This is a genomic window from Mycolicibacterium agri (assembly GCF_002553505.1).
Lineage (GTDB): Bacteria > Actinomycetota > Actinomycetes > Mycobacteriales > Mycobacteriaceae > Mycobacterium > Mycobacterium agri.
The window spans coordinates 1-15,041 of record NZ_PDCP01000112.1 but is presented as its reverse complement, the minus strand read 5'-3'; the positions used below and the strand labels follow the sequence as shown (position 1 = coordinate 15,041).

General features: G+C 60.0%; 9 protein-coding genes and 2 pseudogenes. 6 read left to right on the top strand and 5 right to left on the bottom strand.

Translation table 11 applies throughout. The features are described from left to right. Positions 1 to 777: 777 nt before the first annotated feature. Positions 778 to 1,263 (bottom strand): MarR family winged helix-turn-helix transcriptional regulator, encoded by a 486-nt coding sequence (locus tag CQY20_RS30690; protein ID WP_097944637.1) that lies wholly within the window; start codon positions 1,261 to 1,263, stop codon positions 778 to 780. 93 nt (positions 1,264 to 1,356) lie between these two features. On the opposite strand from CQY20_RS30690, the gene CQY20_RS30685 reads away from it, so the two are divergent. The 6 genes from CQY20_RS30685 to CQY20_RS30660 all read left to right on the top strand — a co-directional run bounded on the left by CQY20_RS30685 (position 1,357) and on the right by CQY20_RS30660 (position 5,499). Further along, entirely contained in the window at positions 1,357 to 1,989 is a 633-nt protein-coding gene (locus CQY20_RS30685; protein WP_097944635.1) for an NADPH-dependent F420 reductase, read from the top strand. A 47-nt stretch (positions 1,990 to 2,036) separates the two neighbouring features. Then, on the top strand, positions 2,037 to 2,981 hold the full coding sequence (locus CQY20_RS30680) for an SDR family oxidoreductase (RefSeq protein ID WP_097944633.1): 945 nt from the start codon (positions 2,037 to 2,039) through the stop codon (positions 2,979 to 2,981). Positions 2,982 to 3,019: 38 nt separating this feature from the next. After that, entirely contained in the window at positions 3,020 to 3,466 is a 447-nt protein-coding gene (locus tag CQY20_RS30675) for a nuclear transport factor 2 family protein (protein ID WP_097944631.1), read from the top strand. A 68-nt stretch (positions 3,467 to 3,534) separates the two neighbouring features. Beyond that, positions 3,535 to 4,269 (top strand): SDR family NAD(P)-dependent oxidoreductase, encoded by a 735-nt coding sequence (locus tag CQY20_RS30670; RefSeq protein WP_097944629.1) that lies wholly within the window; start codon positions 3,535 to 3,537, stop codon positions 4,267 to 4,269. Between the two features lie 78 nt (positions 4,270 to 4,347). Beyond that, a complete protein-coding gene (locus CQY20_RS30665) occupies positions 4,348 to 4,773 on the top strand; it encodes a nuclear transport factor 2 family protein (protein WP_097944627.1) in 426 nt (141 codons plus the stop codon). 180 nt (positions 4,774 to 4,953) lie between these two features. Beyond that, a complete protein-coding gene (locus CQY20_RS30660; RefSeq protein ID WP_097944625.1) occupies positions 4,954 to 5,499 on the top strand; it encodes a GrpB family protein in 546 nt (181 codons plus the stop codon). A gap of 225 nt (positions 5,500 to 5,724) precedes the next feature. On the opposite strand, the pseudogene CQY20_RS36275 reads toward CQY20_RS30660, so the two are convergent. The 4 genes and pseudogenes from CQY20_RS36275 to CQY20_RS30635 all read right to left on the bottom strand — a co-directional run. Then, positions 5,725 to 8,566: pseudogene (locus tag CQY20_RS36275) on the bottom strand (TrlF family AAA-like ATPase). Positions 8,567 to 8,672: 106 nt separating this feature from the next. Then, positions 8,673 to 11,660, bottom strand: coding sequence for a restriction endonuclease (locus tag CQY20_RS30645; RefSeq protein WP_097944620.1), 2,988 nt, complete (start codon positions 11,658 to 11,660; stop codon positions 8,673 to 8,675). Next, positions 11,660 to 13,696, bottom strand: coding sequence for a site-specific DNA-methyltransferase (locus tag CQY20_RS30640; protein WP_097944618.1), 2,037 nt, complete (start codon positions 13,694 to 13,696; stop codon positions 11,660 to 11,662). Before CQY20_RS30640 ends, CQY20_RS30645 begins: the two co-directional genes overlap by 1 nt. Before the next feature lie 60 nt (positions 13,697 to 13,756). Further along, a pseudogene (locus tag CQY20_RS30635) lies at positions 13,757 to 15,041 on the bottom strand (protein PET117); the annotation flags it as partial.

The following is a 15,041-nucleotide window of genomic DNA, read 5'->3' as shown; positions in this document are numbered from 1 at the left end:
ACAACCGCACCGGCGAGTCGGGCGGACGGGGCCAAAACAGACCGTCCTACCGGGGCCAAATCAACCTGTCACAGCCAGGCACTATGCGAGACAGGACATGAGGCGTCCACTTTCTCTAGTAATGAGAACGCGACGGGTGAAACCTGGCGATGGCGACGATGACTGCCGCCCCCCATGGCAGGGCTGCCGGTGTGACCGGAGTCCTCGATGATTCTCAGGTCGGCGTCGGGCCGAGCTTGGCCAGCTGCACGCAGTAAGTAGCGGACCGGACAGGTCGACACGCAGGTCAGCGTGTCGCTGGAATGTCCTCGGATGTAGCCAGTGGCGCAGCCGTCACAAGTCCGCCCGACAGGAAGTGTGGGCGAAAAGTCCTGCAACGCAGCGGAAAACAACGGGAGAGGAGTGGTGCTCGGCAAGCGGCCAGGTATTGATTCGTCCGACGCAATATGCAGTGTTCTATCGGTAACCCGACGTATTCCCAGTCAGGATGGCGTGAGGGCCGAAGCGCGGGAACTCGCGTGCTTCTCGCCCGGGCGGAGCGTTATGTGGCGTGCCGGACCGCGCACAGATAGCTCGTCGCTTGTGTACAGATCGTTTGCTGAACGAGGAATGATTGACCCAGGGGCGCAGCGCCGGACCGGTTTCGTCACGTACGTTCGGTCGAATCGCGTTGTTTGACAATAAGACATGGCAAGTTCGACCTAATTGAGCATTACCAGCTGTCTGAGCTGACGAATCCCACTGTGTAACAGTCGAATCGCGAACGGTTGATGAAGGTTATGAAGGCTGGCTCGTCGTCGGCGGCGGGTCGTCGCCTTCGGCCAAGCGGTGCAGGACTCGTTCGTTGAGGGCGGCGAGCATGTCGAGCTCGGCCGGGGTAAAGAGGTCGATGAAGTTCCGGCGGACGTCCTCCACGTGACCGGGCGCCGCCTTCTCAATAGCGGTGCGGCCGGCGGGCAGCAGGCGGACGATGGTGCTGCGGGCGTCGTCGGGGTTGGGCTCGCGGCTGATCAGCCCGTCGGCTTCCATGCGCCGCAACTGGTGGGAGAGACGGCTTTTCTCCCAATTCAACGCTTCGCCCAGGTCGCGGGCGGACATGCGGTCCCCGTCATGGCCGGAGAGCACGGCCAAGACCTCGTAGTCGGCCCCGGACAAGCCCGATTTCTGGAGGCTCCGGTTCAGGTGGAGCTCGATCTGTTGATGCGAGTGAACGAAGGCGCGCCAGGCGCGGTCCTCACGGGCGTTCAGCCATTTCGGTTTCATCGACATTCATCCTACCTAATTGGTTGACGCATCATCCAAAGCGTGTATGGTTGATTCATCAACCTTTTGCTTGTCGACCGATTAGGGAATCTCATGATCCGTATCAGCATCATCGGCGTGGGCAACATGGCCGGTGCCTTGGCCGACCGGGCGCTCGCGGGCGGCAACGCAGTCGAAATCATCGGCCGTGACCCGGTAAAAGCCCAGGAACTGGCTGCCGCGCTCGACGGCGCCACTGTCGGGACGGCCGGGTCCGCCCCGGCAGGGGACATCGTTGTCCTCGCCGTGCCGTACGCCAGCGCGAAGGCGGTGGTTGGCGAGTACGGAGCGGCGCTACAGGGCAAGGTCATTCTCGACATCACCAACCCCGTCACCCCCGACTTCACAGGCTTTGTCACTCCCGAGGGCAGTTCCGGCGCGCAGGAGATCGCCAACGCCGCCCCCGCCGGCGCGCATGTCGTCAAGGCGTTCAACACCCTGTTTTCCAACGTCCTGGCGGCCGGCTCAGTCGAGGGTCGCCCGTTGGACGTGTTCATCGCCGGCGATGACGCGCGAGCAAAGGCACGCGTGGCGGTGTTCGTTGAGAGCTTGGGATTGCGCCCGATGGACACCGGGCAGCTATCAATGGCGCGTGCATTGGAGAACGTCGCCCTGATGCAGCTGGGCCTCATGGCCCACTCCGTCAAGCACAACAACTTCGCCCTCGGCGTCAGCATCCTCGACTGAGCGCACCCGCACCAGCCTCCTCCATCTACCTTCAGAAGGGCAGTCACATGCGCGTTTTCGTCGCTGGCGGGACCGGCCATTCCGGTTTGTACATCGTTCCCGAACTCATCGCCGCCGGGCACCAGGTCACCGGCCTGGCCCGGTCGGATGCGGCCGCGGCGACTCTGTCCGCGCTCGGCGCGAAGGTGCGGCGAGGCAGCCTCGAGGATCTAGACGGGCTCAAGGAGGCAGCCGCGGACTCCGACGGCGTCATCCACGTCGCGCACCGGCAAGACCTGCTTCCCTCCGGGGGGATCGATGCCGTGACCGACGCGGAGGTCCCGGTCATCCTCGCGTACGGTGAGGCCCTGGCAGGAACCGAAAAGCCACTAGTCGCGGCGGGCAGTATGGCCTCGCCCGGGAACGTGGGCCGACCGGCCACCGAGGAGGACCCGGCACTTCCCAGCGGCGACGAGCACACAGGCACCCTGCGATTCCGTAACGCCGTGGAGACAGCCGTCCTCGGCCTCGCCGAGCGGGGAGTGCGGTCGTCGATCGTGCGGCTTCCCACCATCGTGCACAGCACTACCGATCGTGCAGGATTCCTCCCGGGGCTGATCGCGCTCGCGCAGGAGAAGGGCTTCGCCGGCTACCCCGGAGACGGCGGGAACCTCTGGAGCGCAGTGCATATCCGCGATGTCGCGTCCTTATTCCGGTTGGCGCTGGAGAAGGGTCCGGCCGGCAGTCGTTGGCACGCAGTCGAGGACGGGGGCGTCCCGTTCCGCGAGATCGCCGAGGCCATCGGTAGCCGTCTGGGCCTGCCCAGCGTGAGTGTGCCCATCGACGTGCTGATGCTGCCGGCATACTTCGGGATGTTCACCAATCTGGTCACGCTGTCCGTGCCGGCGTCCAACCTCATCACGCGCCGGACCCTGGGCTGGGAACCCGTCCAGCCCAGCCTGCTCGCCGATTTGGACAACGGCAATTACTTCTCAGACCGGCTGACGACCTAGGCGCACCGACGAAATCTCACGCACTACGAGGAGTAACTATGACCATTTTCGCGCCGCACCGCGACACCTTGGAGTCCTTCGTCGACTGCATTCACGGCGGCGCAGACGAGAACGCCCTGACTCGTCTGCTTGCCGAGGATGTGGTGCTGTACGGCCCATTCGGCGATGAGCCAATCACCGGCCGCGAGGCCGCCGTTCAGGCCATTAAGACCGTCAACGGATTGGCGTCCGATGACACCTATCTGGAGGTCCTCAGCGGCGAGACCCACCACGCCGCACACTTCCGGCTGCAAGTCGGCAACGCCGCGGTCAACGGCATCTTCTTCGTCCGACTCGACGCGGACGGCAAGATCGCCGAGGTGAGCATCTTCTACCGCACGCTGCCGTCGGGTGTTGCGTTGCAGCGAAACCTCGCGGACGTCATCGGCATGCAACCCTGGGAACTGCGCAGTTGCACAACGATTTTGGGACAGGCGGACAACTAGCCACACAGGTACGTATGTACTCAGTTCGGTGTAAATAACACCGGCACTATCAAGTAAAGGGAGAGATCGTGGGAAAGCTCGATGGCAAGGTCGCGGTAATCACCGGCGCGACAAGTGGTATGGCATTGGCTGGTGCCAAGTTGTTCGTAGACGAGGGAGCCCACGTCTTCATCTCGGGCCGACGGAAGGACGCGCTGGACCTGGCGGTCGAACAGATCGGGCGGAATGTGACCGGCGTGCAGGGCGATTCGGCCGACCTAGACGATCTGGACCGGTTGTTCGACATGGTCGAACGGGAAAGGGGCGCGATCGACGTGTTGTGGGCAAGTGCCGGGACGGGGGAGCAGAGCAGGCTCGGCGAAATCACCGAGGAGCAGTTCGATGCCGCCTTCTGGCTGAACGCGCGGGGGACGCTGTTCGCCGTTCAAAAGGCACTACGGCTGTTCAACGATGGCGGCTCGATCTTTATGACCGGGTCGAACGCATCGCTGCGGGGTTACCCGAATTGGAGTGTGTACGCGGGAAGCAAGGCCGTGCTGCCCGCCTACGCGCGGGTGTGGGTGTCCGAGTTGAGGGACAGGAAGATCCGGGTGAACGTGCTGACCCCCGGCCAGGTCGCCTCGCCCATGTTGGCGGAGGTGATGGACGACGAGATGAAGGCGCAGTTCGAATCCGTGATCCCACGGAGAGCGATGGGCCGCCCCGAGGAGATCGCGTCGGCCGCGTTGTTCCTCGCCTCCGACGACTCGAGCTATGTCAATGGCATGGAGCTGGTGGTCGACGGGGGCACCACGGTGATCTAACTGAGCGACAACGGCATGTATGGGCCCGTCCGATCAGGTCTGGCAGATCACAACCGACAACGGACACAGGGAGTAATCATGACCACATTCGCCCCGCACCGCGACACGGTGGAGGACTTCGTCGACTGCATGCACGGCGGCGCAGACAAAGAGGCTCTTTCCGAAATCCTCGCCGAGGACGTCGTGCTGTACGGCCCGCTCGGCGATGAGCCGCTCACCGGCCGCGAGGCAGTTCTGGAAGCCATGCGCACCGTCGGCACGGTGGCGGCCGACCTCAGCTATAAGGAAGTTCTCAGCGGCGAGACGCACCACGCCGCGTACTTCCAGCTGCAGATTGAAGACACCGTGGTGGACGGGATGGACTACATCCTGCTCGACGCGGACGGCAAGATCGCCGAGGTGACCATCTGGTGGCGCCCGTTACCGTCCGGCGTCCAGATGCAGAGGCACCTTGCTGGCCTCCTCGGCTTGCAGCCCTGGAAACTGCTCATGAACGGGGAGTGAGGGCGGCTGACGGTGGTGGCGGTGGTCGTTAAAAGGGCTGGGAAACAACAGATTACCTCCCGCAGCCTCACTGGTAACCCGCCACATTCGATCTCGCCGTATTCTTCCTACCCGGGGGTAGCGGGGGCCGTGTCCTCGGCTCCGTTCGATGCCCACTGGGTTCGATGCCACACTGGCACAGTGAGCGCGGAGGAGCCTTGGGTTCAGGTCGTGGCTTATGACAGGCGCTGGGCGAAGTATTACCAAGCCGAGTCGGCTGCGATTAGTACTGCGCTGGGCGACTACGCGTCTGGAATCCAGCACTTCGGAAGTACTGCAGTACCCGGACTCATCGCCAAACCAATCGTTGACATCCTCGTCGGTGTGCAACCGGGAAGCGGACCACACGCTGCAATTGAGGGTTTGGCTGCTCTCGGATACGAGTACCTGGGCGAAGACGGTCGCCGGCCAGGGCGATACTTCTGGCGGAAGAGAGGCTTGTCAAACTTCAATGTGAGCGTCGTCCCGTACCTCGGCGTGCTGTGGGTGAGCAATCTTGCGGTTCGTGACTTTCTTCGTAACCATCCGGAGTGGGTCGATCGTTATGGGCGGGTCAAGCTAGACGCCGCTGCAGCCGCTGGGACAAGCATGCTGGGATACCAGGATCACAAGCGCAAGTTCGTCGACGAACTCCGCGCTGCGGCCCTGGCGTGGGCGGCCGACTCCAGGCACAGTCAACTCGACTAAGCCATCGGCTGCCATCTCCGAAGACCGCCAGCTTTACTGAAAAACCGCCAGACACAACGAGACCGGACATCATCAAATGTGTCCGGTCTCAGGCTAGTTGGCGGTGCAGGCCTGCAAACCGCCAGTTCAACTGAAAATTGTTGCCAAGAATCTGTCGCAATTAAGTTGGCGCTTCCAAAGTGCTATGGGAGCGGTCGCCAGTGGGGTCTCCGGGGCACCTGTCGTTCAGAAGCCGTACTTCTCTTTGCGAAGACGGAAGGCCCGCTCTCCACCTTCCATTACCGAAGTAATTTCATCCCTTACGGCAGCCACGTCGATTGCGCCTTGCTCCTTGATATGGCCCGCCGACTGATCGCCCGCTGTCAGATAAGCGCAGACGAGCACCAGATCTGCATCGCCATTTACAACCAAATTTGCGTTGTGGCTGGAGAAAATCAGCTGACGCCGATTCTTAGCTAGCCAGATCTTGGAGACGATCTGCTGCACGGTGTCACTGTCGAGATCGTCCTCAGGCTGGTCAATGACGAGCGGCGTACCGCGTTGTGAGAGCAGCGTCCCCAGTAACGCTGAGGCCTGCTGGCCAGCCGACGCGGACTCGAACGGGATGTATTCGCCTTCCTTCGCGCGGTACTCGAAGTCTGGAAGATCAGACAGCTCAGCCAGCGAGAGATCGAGCCAGCCGTCGGGAGTCAGCTTCGGCGTGAACCGCTTCTGATCAGCAACTGTCAAGCCCAGCCTCGCCAGCGTGGGAGTCTGTTCTGAGCTGATCTCAGCATCCGGTTCGAGCAAGGTTAGTGACTCAAGCTCCTCAAGCACGGTTTCCCACGTTGCCGCGGGATCTGACTCCTTCGCAAGCTCCTCGAAGAAAGTATCGATCTTGTTGGCCCGCACGTTCGAGCCCGCGATCAGCGCCTTGAACTTGGTCTGAACCGCATCGAAGCCGCGGCTCACGGACAACGTCGCGCGGATCAAGCCATCCGATGATGCTGCGAGCGCATCACATTCAGCTTTCAGAACTTCCGTCCGCTCCTTCCGCGCTGCAGTCAGTTCAGCACGGAACTCCTCGTGCTTCTCGCCCGGTCTGCCGAGCGCGTCCCGGTCAGCGCGCTGGCGTTGGACAAGCTCACGAGATGTGCGTTGCTGCTCCTCTAGGTTTGCGAGTTCCGCCAGCTTGGCCTCATGCGCCGACGACCTCTCCTTCACCGCCCGGTACGCCTCGTCGTATTCGGCGAGCTTGGCTGCCAACACCTCAGAGGGCAGCGTGACCGCACCGCCATCAACCGTCAGCGCGCCAAAGTCAGTCTCAAGCCGTCCGATTGTTGATCGCAACCGGGCCAGGGCGTCGCGTGTAGCGGCTCAGGAGCGCATCCGCTTCGACAGAGAGGCTCGCTGGCGCTGATGGCGGCATTATAAGGTCGCCGAGGGATGAATCCAGTGAGGCAACTAGATCGGCGAGGTGTTCATGGGCAACCTCGACATGCTGAAGCCAGATAGTTTGAGCTGACCGCAGGTCATCGTGTCCAGACTTGCCGTTGAGGATCTGACGATCCTCTTCGGATACGCCTGCGAGGCCATCGCGCAGCGACTGCGCTTGTTCAGCTAGCGACCGGATACGCAGGTCGCCACGTTCGATCTCGGCAGATAGGTCTCGATGACGTTGGAGGGTGCCGTAGTTCTCGCGGAGCCGGCCGACCACCTCTTGTCGTTGGCGGCCGATTTCTTCGAGCTCGCGTTGGATAGGCGAGGTGAGGAATCGCAGAAGTTCCTCGACGCGGATTGAGACGCTGCTCAACTGCTTCTGACTGTATGCCTGAATTGGCAGCAGACTCTGGATGGCTGCCTCTGCGGCATTCTCGAACTGACCTTCCCCGACCTTGAGGTGGACCGTCCCATCATTCGCATGTCGACGAACGACATGTGTGATGCCATTGATCACGCAGTGCACCTCGACGTGTGCGTCGTAGGGCTTTAGAGTTGCCGCCACCAGCTTTCGCTGGCGCACCCGTGGATCTGCGACCTCGTCATCCTCCGTCGCCCGGGCAGGCTGGTCGCATAGCGCCCAGCGGAGGTAGTCGAGCACTGTCGATTTGCCCGTCCCACGTCCACCGATAAGCGCGGTGTACTGGGGGTTGAGTGCGACATCCACTCGACCCATGAACTTGCTATTCGACACCACGACGCGTGAGACCCACACATTCGGCATTGCCGGGGAGTCATGCGAGATCCGAGACTCCTGAGCCAGACATGCCTGACGGATTGCCTCAGCCGTAGGGTTGGCCCATTTCACCCAGGTCGCATGCTGCCCAAGAGTGGAGAAGTCAGCTTTTCGGGCGTCGGAAGTCTGAAATAGCGCGAGACGCTTGGATCCCCAGTTGGTGTCTCCACCCTCAAGAATCCGCTTCTCGCCGGCGTACTTCTGCCGATCTAGCTCGGCGATCGGCTTGTCGAGGTATCCCCCGACTGCAACCATGTCCCTGTACTTCGCCTGGAACGACTCCCTCAACAGAGTCTTGTGGCCGTTAGGGGTCACGTTCGGGAGGATGATGTACCGCCCGCGAAGCCAATCGTTCTTGTCCAGTTTCGCGTGAATGTCGTTGAGGTCGCCCGAATCGGGGAGGACGACGGTCTGGGGGAGTACATCGAGATTCGCGTCGATCGGATCGAAATGAAGTGCCTTCAAGACGTCGTTGAGGCGGTCTTCCGGAAAATCCGCATCGAGGATGAGAATCGCCTGGCACGGCACGCTCAGCGTCAGTTCGAGGGCAGGGAACACGGTCAATTGTTCTCGGACGGGCACCAGAGCGCCAGATGTCAACTGCTCAGCCGCAGCAGCCCTCTTGATGAACGGGAATAGTGCGAAGTCGTGATGATCCGAGATCGCGACCGCGTTGAGGCCCTGCGAGCGTGCCGCAGAAACGAATGATGAGGCCCAAGCATCACGCTCAGTCACCGTGGGGCGATCTCCGTCCCATTGCGTGTCACGCGGGGTATGGACCTGGAAATCTGCACGGTAGAAATGGCCACCGTTGTCGGCCAACTCGATGGCTCTAGTGGACTGGTTAGCCATGGCTACCGACTTGCCCTTCCTGGCTTCGGACACTGGCTGTCTACAACCCCATGTGCCCGCAATAGATTCGCGTGGGGTGACGTAAGTAGCTGAGTAGAAATGAGCCTCACAACTTCCACGCTCCCGGTACCGCACGCGCATAGTCTTCGACGCCGATGGCTTCAAAGTGTTGTTTGGCGGCCTTGATCTTCGCTAGCTCGGAGGGGCGCAGCTTCGAGTCATCGAGGGTGCTCTTGGTCTCGCGGACCATATAGATCCGGTCTTGTCCTTCTTCATGCTTCACGATCGCCCAGTCCGGGTTGTACGGGCCGACCGGGGTGTCGATCTTGAACTTTGAAGGGAGCTTCATGAACAGCTTGATGTCCTCTCGTGAGTCAAGCAGCTCGGCAAACTGGCGCTCGACATCGGAGTCGAAGACAACATAGTCGAAGTCGGTCTTCTGGGTGTGCTGCACCTTGTACATCTGATCGAGGAAGCGTTCCTTCTCTTCAAGTCCATCCTTCTGTAGCTCGCGAAGCTCGTAAATCGAGCCCGCGATTTTCTCGTACTGGATTCCCTCGACCACAATCTTGGCCAGCTCGCTTTGAAGCGAACGCCTGGCCATTGCAATGAAATCGTTTGGGTTGCCGATGAACTCACTGAGCCGGCCGCTGCCGATCAGGATATCGACGACCGTTTTGCGGGTGAGGGAAGTCGCCTCCTGTAGTTCTGTGATGATGTCGGGTAGGTCGTAGCTACCTTTAAGGTCCGCTGAACGCGTGCCGAGTTCCTCGCCTTTGGCGCCGCCTCGAAGCACCTTGACACCGGCTCGGGTTACCTCGATGCGCAGCGCCTCGATATCAGGGGCACCTTTGATCGCGGCGATCGCGTTCTTAACGATCTCGTCGCGGTTGATGCTCACCTTGTATGTCGTCTTCTGGCTGATCGTCTCCCAGAACTCTTCGAAATCCGGTGTTGCATAGAGACGTTTGTTGAGTACGCGCGGTTGACGTTTGCTGGCCGGCTTGACGTACTTGCCGATGTGCGCGCGTTCGACCAGCTCGACGATGACTCCCTCGGCCCAAGCGACATCGACCGGCAGGTCGAGGTTGAAGCCGAGCTGGTTCGGCTGGAACCTCGAGGTGACGGCACCTTCCTTGTCGATGAAGCCCTTGTCCTTGAGGTGTTCCCATACCTGGAGAGAGCGCTGGTATCCGAACTGGTCGTCGGTGAGGGTGCCGTTCTCGTCCTGCCACGGGATCCTTGAGAACTCAGCTTTGCGCACCCGGCCGATCTCGACTCCGGCGTCCTTGTATTCCTTCTGGAGTGCCTCTGCGAACTTCATGTATGACTCGTTCGCCACCACCGTCAACGTCGCAATACCACGATCAGCGACACGGGTATAGCCGCGCTCAGTCTTTGCGACAGGAAGACGGAGTCCGCGCCCGAGCGTCTGACGACGTTCCGTCTCGGCGCTCATCTCGCGTAAGGTGCAGATCTGAAAGACGTTCGGGTTATCCCAGCCTTCGCGCAAGGCAGAGTGGCTGAAGATGAACCGCACTGGCACGGTCTCGTCGAGCAACCGCTCCTTGTCTTGCATGATCAACTCATAGGCATCGTCGTCTGCTTTCGTTGAGCCAGAGGTGTCCTGGAACTTGTCGGCGGCACCCTTCGTGCCTTTGAGAACAGAGAAGTATCCGCGACGTAGCTCCGACGGTTCCTGGGGGAGCAGCTCCTCCCACTTAGGTGATCGCGCTCGTTCCTCGCGCAGCAGTTCATCGAACCATTGCACGAATTGTCCGTTCGCATCGACGTTGTTTCTGCCATCGCCGAGGAAACTCTCGACCTTGTCGATGAAGAAGAGGCTGAGCACCTTGATGCCCTTGGCCCGGAGCATCGAATCCTTGCGCAGGTGCTCGCGAATGGTCTCGCGGATCATCTCCCTATAGATTTCGCCAGTGGATGCGCCGATACTTTCGCCTGCGTTGAGGAAGCCATGTTTGGTGAGATCCACATACGCCGGATCGATGCTGATCTCGTTGATTCGCCAGCCCTCATAGATCGGGTTGTCGGTGATGTTCGCGTCTGAAAGCTCCTTATTTTGCTTGACACTCACGACGCGACGCTCCAGTGAGCCGTCCGCCTTGCGGCAGGACAGCTCTAGCCGAGCTAGCCAGGACGGCTCGCGCCTTACCTCGACGAGCCTGATATATGGCGCCGCGTCCGTGCCCTGCTGTTCCACCTCGGCGACGACTATTTGCTTCACCAGCCCGAGATCGTGGGCGTCGACCGGGTCGAGCCGATAGACCACATTGCGCTGTTTCTTGTGGGTCGCGCTGTAGCGCAGCGTGAAGGTGGGGGCGAGTTCGCCGACGGCCGATTGCGAAAGCCGCGACTCCATATTCTGCGGCTCGTCCATGATGACGACGGGATGGGTCGCCTTCAGATAGTCGATTGGCCGCAGGCCGTTCAGTTTGTCTCTGTTCTGATGGATGACACGGGTGTTTGCGTTTCCGCGGATCGAGTCGATCGTCATGATCAGAATCTGCACGTTCGTCGACGTCGCGAACGGCTGGACTTCCTCGGCGCTCTTGCCGCTGTAGATCGAAGCATCGAAGGTGATACCTTGTGGCTTGTAGAGGTTTTCGAAGTGCTTCCGCATAAGCCGGATGCTCGTGCTGACTCCCTCACGGATCGCAACACTGGGTACGAGGATCACGAACTTGGTGAAGTTGTACCTGACGGCCAGATCAAAGATCGTACGCAGATACACGTAGGTCTTGCCGGTACCTGTCTCCATCTCGATGTCGAAGTCGAGTGCGTCGTCATACAGCTTCTGCACTACCTCAAGACCGTTCCGATCCTGCACGCGTTGGAGATTCGCGAGAATGAGGTCTCGGTCGAGCACTAGGCTGTTACCGACGGCGCCGACCTCCTGAGTGAGGTCGATGTTGAATTCTTCCTGATCCGAACCTGGCTGCACAGCTGCACCGCGCAGCGTTGTGACGAGCCTCTCTGCATCCTTAGGTTGACCATCAAACAGGTCGACGACAGATCTGATCGCAGCCAGCTGATAGGGCTGACTAGCGTCAAATTGAAAGCCTGACCCGCTCATCACGCTGTCCAGAGCTCAATGCCCTTGCTCTTTGCGAGCTGGAACAAATTGGTCTTGAGTTCGTCATCGCCGTGGAAGGCGTCTTCTAGAACGATGATCCGCGTCGGGGACTCGTCGACGAGAGCGCGGAGCTGCTTGAGTGTCGGCTTTATGTGCTCGTCCAGGTATGCGAGCAAAGCGACATCGCCATCGCTGTCACGAACAAGCCGTACGTCGAGTCCTCCGACTTCGCCCGCCGAAACGGACTCAGTCAGCGAGTACCCCTGCTTGAGAAGGATCTCAATTAGCAGTTCATCGGCCGTCGCACCGTCAGTGGCGCTGTCACGGAGGCTCAGCAGCTGCTGTTGGAGGACGTCCAACTCAACATCGCTCGACAGTCGCCACTTGGCGAAATTGGTATCGGCGAGCTTATACGCGCGGAAGCCGATATCAATAGTGTCCCCAGCATCGAACTGGCCGTCGGTGACTCCGGCGAGTTCTCGCCCAACGAGATCGATGCGTTTCCTGGAGAGCTCGGGAATCGTCTTGAACCCAGCCTTGCGAGCTTCTGACCTCTCTTCGGTTGGCTGCGGAAGCTGCACCATGATGAAACGACGACCACCATTGTCCCGGGCATTGAGAAGCAACGCGGCGTGCGCCGTCGACGCGCTACCTGCGAAAAAGTCCAGAATTATTTCCCCAGGCCCCGACCCAACTTCAATCAGATAAGCGAGGAGGTCGATTGGCTTGGGGTAGCTGAACATCAAGCCCATTTGCGCGAGATCAGAACTCATTTTCTCGGTTGTTCCCAAGTTTCTCAGGACGGACAATATGTTCCGAGCTTTGTCCCCGCGCTCACGTCGGTAGTAAATGACTCCAGTCTCGGACAGGTAGAAATCAATTTCACCAGCATCTCCGTCCGCGAGTTTGACGCACCCTCCATCGATAAACTGTTTGAGTTTGTTAGCATTCGCCCAGCCCGAGTAGAAACGGCACTCGCGCGTAAGTCTTCCATCCTTCGCGTGCAGCTCATCGAATCTTAGGGGGAACTGGATCGAGCCGAAGCGCCTTTTCAGCTGATTGCTTGAGAGCTTATCGGTACGCATCGCATCAATAATCCCGGGGGGGAGGTCAGATGGCGGGAGCAAGATTTCTGCTTCTGACGCAACGGGGAATCCTACCGGAAGTTTTACCTCACTTGGAGGGTTCGCGGGGCCGTTCTTCGTGATGGAGTTTTCTGCAATACCCGCCCAGAGGTTACTATCAGCTCTCGTATTTGGGTCGATCGCGTAGCCAAATTGCGCTGCTTGGGAGTTTCGGGCGTAGGTCAAGATGTACTCATGATTTATCTTGATCGGAAACTGGTTATCAGTATGCCCTTCCGCGTTCCAAACAAATTGTGCAACAAAATTTTTCTCGCCAAATACCTCGTCGCACAACCTCTTGAGGTTCGACGCCTCATTATCATCGATAGAAATAAAGATAAGACCATCGCTCGTCAGCAGGTTACGCGCCAGTTTGAGGCGCGGATACATCATATTGAGCCAATTGGAGTGGTAGCGGCCCTCGGTCTCCGCGTTGGTCGAGAGCTTCTTGCCTTCCTCGTTGACCTGGCGCGTCCATTCAAGATAGGTCTCAAGCCCCTCCTTGTAGTTATCCGGGTAGACGAAGTCCTTGCCGGTGTTGTAAGGGGGATCGATATAGATCATTTTGATCTTCGCGTGGTAGTGCTTTTGCAGGACCTTGAGCACCTCAAGGTTGTCACCCTCGATGAAGACGTTCTTGGTCGTGTCCCAGTTTTTTGATTTCTCGAAGTCGGGCTTCAGCGTCGCTGTCGTCGGTTCCTGCGCGGCACGGAGCGCACGCCTTTTACCCGGCCAGAACAGCCCAAAGCGCTCGCTGCTGTCGGCTGCGTCTCCGTCAAGTAGTTCCTTGAGTTTCTCGACATCCACCTTGCCGTCGGCGATAGCCTCAGGAATCAGATCGGCAAGTTGAGCTGCCAGCTCAGTCTGGAAGTTCGGAGTGGTGGATGGCGTTTCGTAGATCTGGTCAGTCATTCAGGTGAATCTCTCTCATGATTTAAATAACTAGCGTCGGGCTTGCGAACGACCCGTGGTCTATGTGGCGATCCGCCAGCGAATCGTGAACAGATGCTCGGTCTCCTGGTTTGCCTGGAGTGATTGCTCGATCAATTCGAGGTACTTGTCCACCTCAGCCCGGAGCTTTTTGCGCATCACCCGAAAATCCTCGTCGGCCTCTTCAGCGCGCTGCTCCCACTTGCGGGCTTCCTTCTTGAGCCGCAGCTGCTCCATTGGATCGTCGGCCTGCCGGGCAAGTTTTCGAGCTTCCTTTTCCTTGGCGCGGTAGTCGCGGATGGCACCCTCGTGCTCGGCTTTACGATCCTGCTGGTTGCGGTAGAGCAGTTCCTCCTGCTGGTCGTAGTAGCGGGAGTTACGGCCCTGGACTTCCTTCTCCAGCTCAGCTCGCCGCGTATCAAGGTGCGATGTGAAGCGGCTCTCATCGATCTCCACCGGCTGACCACCGACCTCGATGCAGGCGAGGTCGAGGATATCTGCGACGTATTCCTCATCAAGCCAGCGTCCGTCGTCGGTCAGCGCGCCGGCCAGCATGTACGACTCGGTGACATCCTCGTCGTGTGCCCTCATGCGGAAGGTCACGAGGTTGACGGTCAGTTCGCCGCTCGTGCCTTCCAGCGCCCGGATGCTGCTGGAGACGCGCTCCGACTGCCCGAGTGAGAAGATCAGCTCGCGTGCTGGGGTGTCGTGGGTCTTTGAGGTCTCGACGACGTGCTGGGCGAGCGGGCCCGCGTAGCGGTACTGGTGGGCGTTGTCGAGCGGCTGTGACTTGAAGAAGTAGCGCCCAGTCGGGGCGTCCTTCACAGGCGACTGATTCAGCACGAAGGTGCGCCCCTCGCCCTCGAAGGTGGCGTGCTCGTCTAGTTCGTGCCGCGTCACCGCGAGCAGGAGGCGCTCGAACTTATTCAGCACTTCGCCGGATTGCGTGTCGTATGCCTTGAGTCGATCCTGGACGTGGGGGTCGAGGTTGTCGAAGACCTTCGCCTTGGCGTTGGCCATCTCTCGGGAGATCTCGCCCTCGTACTGCGCCTCTAGCTCCTTGAAGGCCGAGTCGAGTTCGTCAGCGCTTCTGCAACGGGTGAGGATGTCGCTGATCGTCTTCTCGAAGTCCAGACCGTCCTCGATCGCGCCGAGCACCTCATCGCTGGCTCCGAACACGCTTGAGAACAGCTGGAACTTGTTGGTCAGCAGCTCCAGGATTCGCTGCTCAGCGATGTTGCCCTTGTTCGTGGCTATGTCAACTCGAATTGGCCCCGGCTGGGCGGTTCGAAGTGGCCCCGCCCGGGGAAGGCTGGAGTTGCCGTGC

Coding starts and splice junctions, on each gene's coding strand:
- CQY20_RS30685 (WP_097944635.1), top strand. CDS start 1,357: ATGATCCGTATCAGCATCATCGGCGTGGGCAACATGGCCGGTGCCTTG.
- CQY20_RS30675 (WP_097944631.1), top strand. CDS start 3,020: ATGACCATTTTCGCGCCGCACCGCGACACCTTGGAGTCCTTCGTCGAC.
- CQY20_RS30680 (WP_097944633.1), top strand. CDS start 2,037: ATGCGCGTTTTCGTCGCTGGCGGGACCGGCCATTCCGGTTTGTACATC.
- CQY20_RS30690 (WP_097944637.1), bottom strand. CDS start 1,263: ATGAAACCGAAATGGCTGAACGCCCGTGAGGACCGCGCCTGGCGCGCC.
- CQY20_RS30645 (WP_097944620.1), bottom strand. CDS start 11,660: ATGAGCGGGTCAGGCTTTCAATTTGACGCTAGTCAGCCCTATCAGCTG.
- CQY20_RS30640 (WP_097944618.1), bottom strand. CDS start 13,696: ATGACTGACCAGATCTACGAAACGCCATCCACCACTCCGAACTTCCAG.
- CQY20_RS30665 (WP_097944627.1), top strand. CDS start 4,348: ATGACCACATTCGCCCCGCACCGCGACACGGTGGAGGACTTCGTCGAC.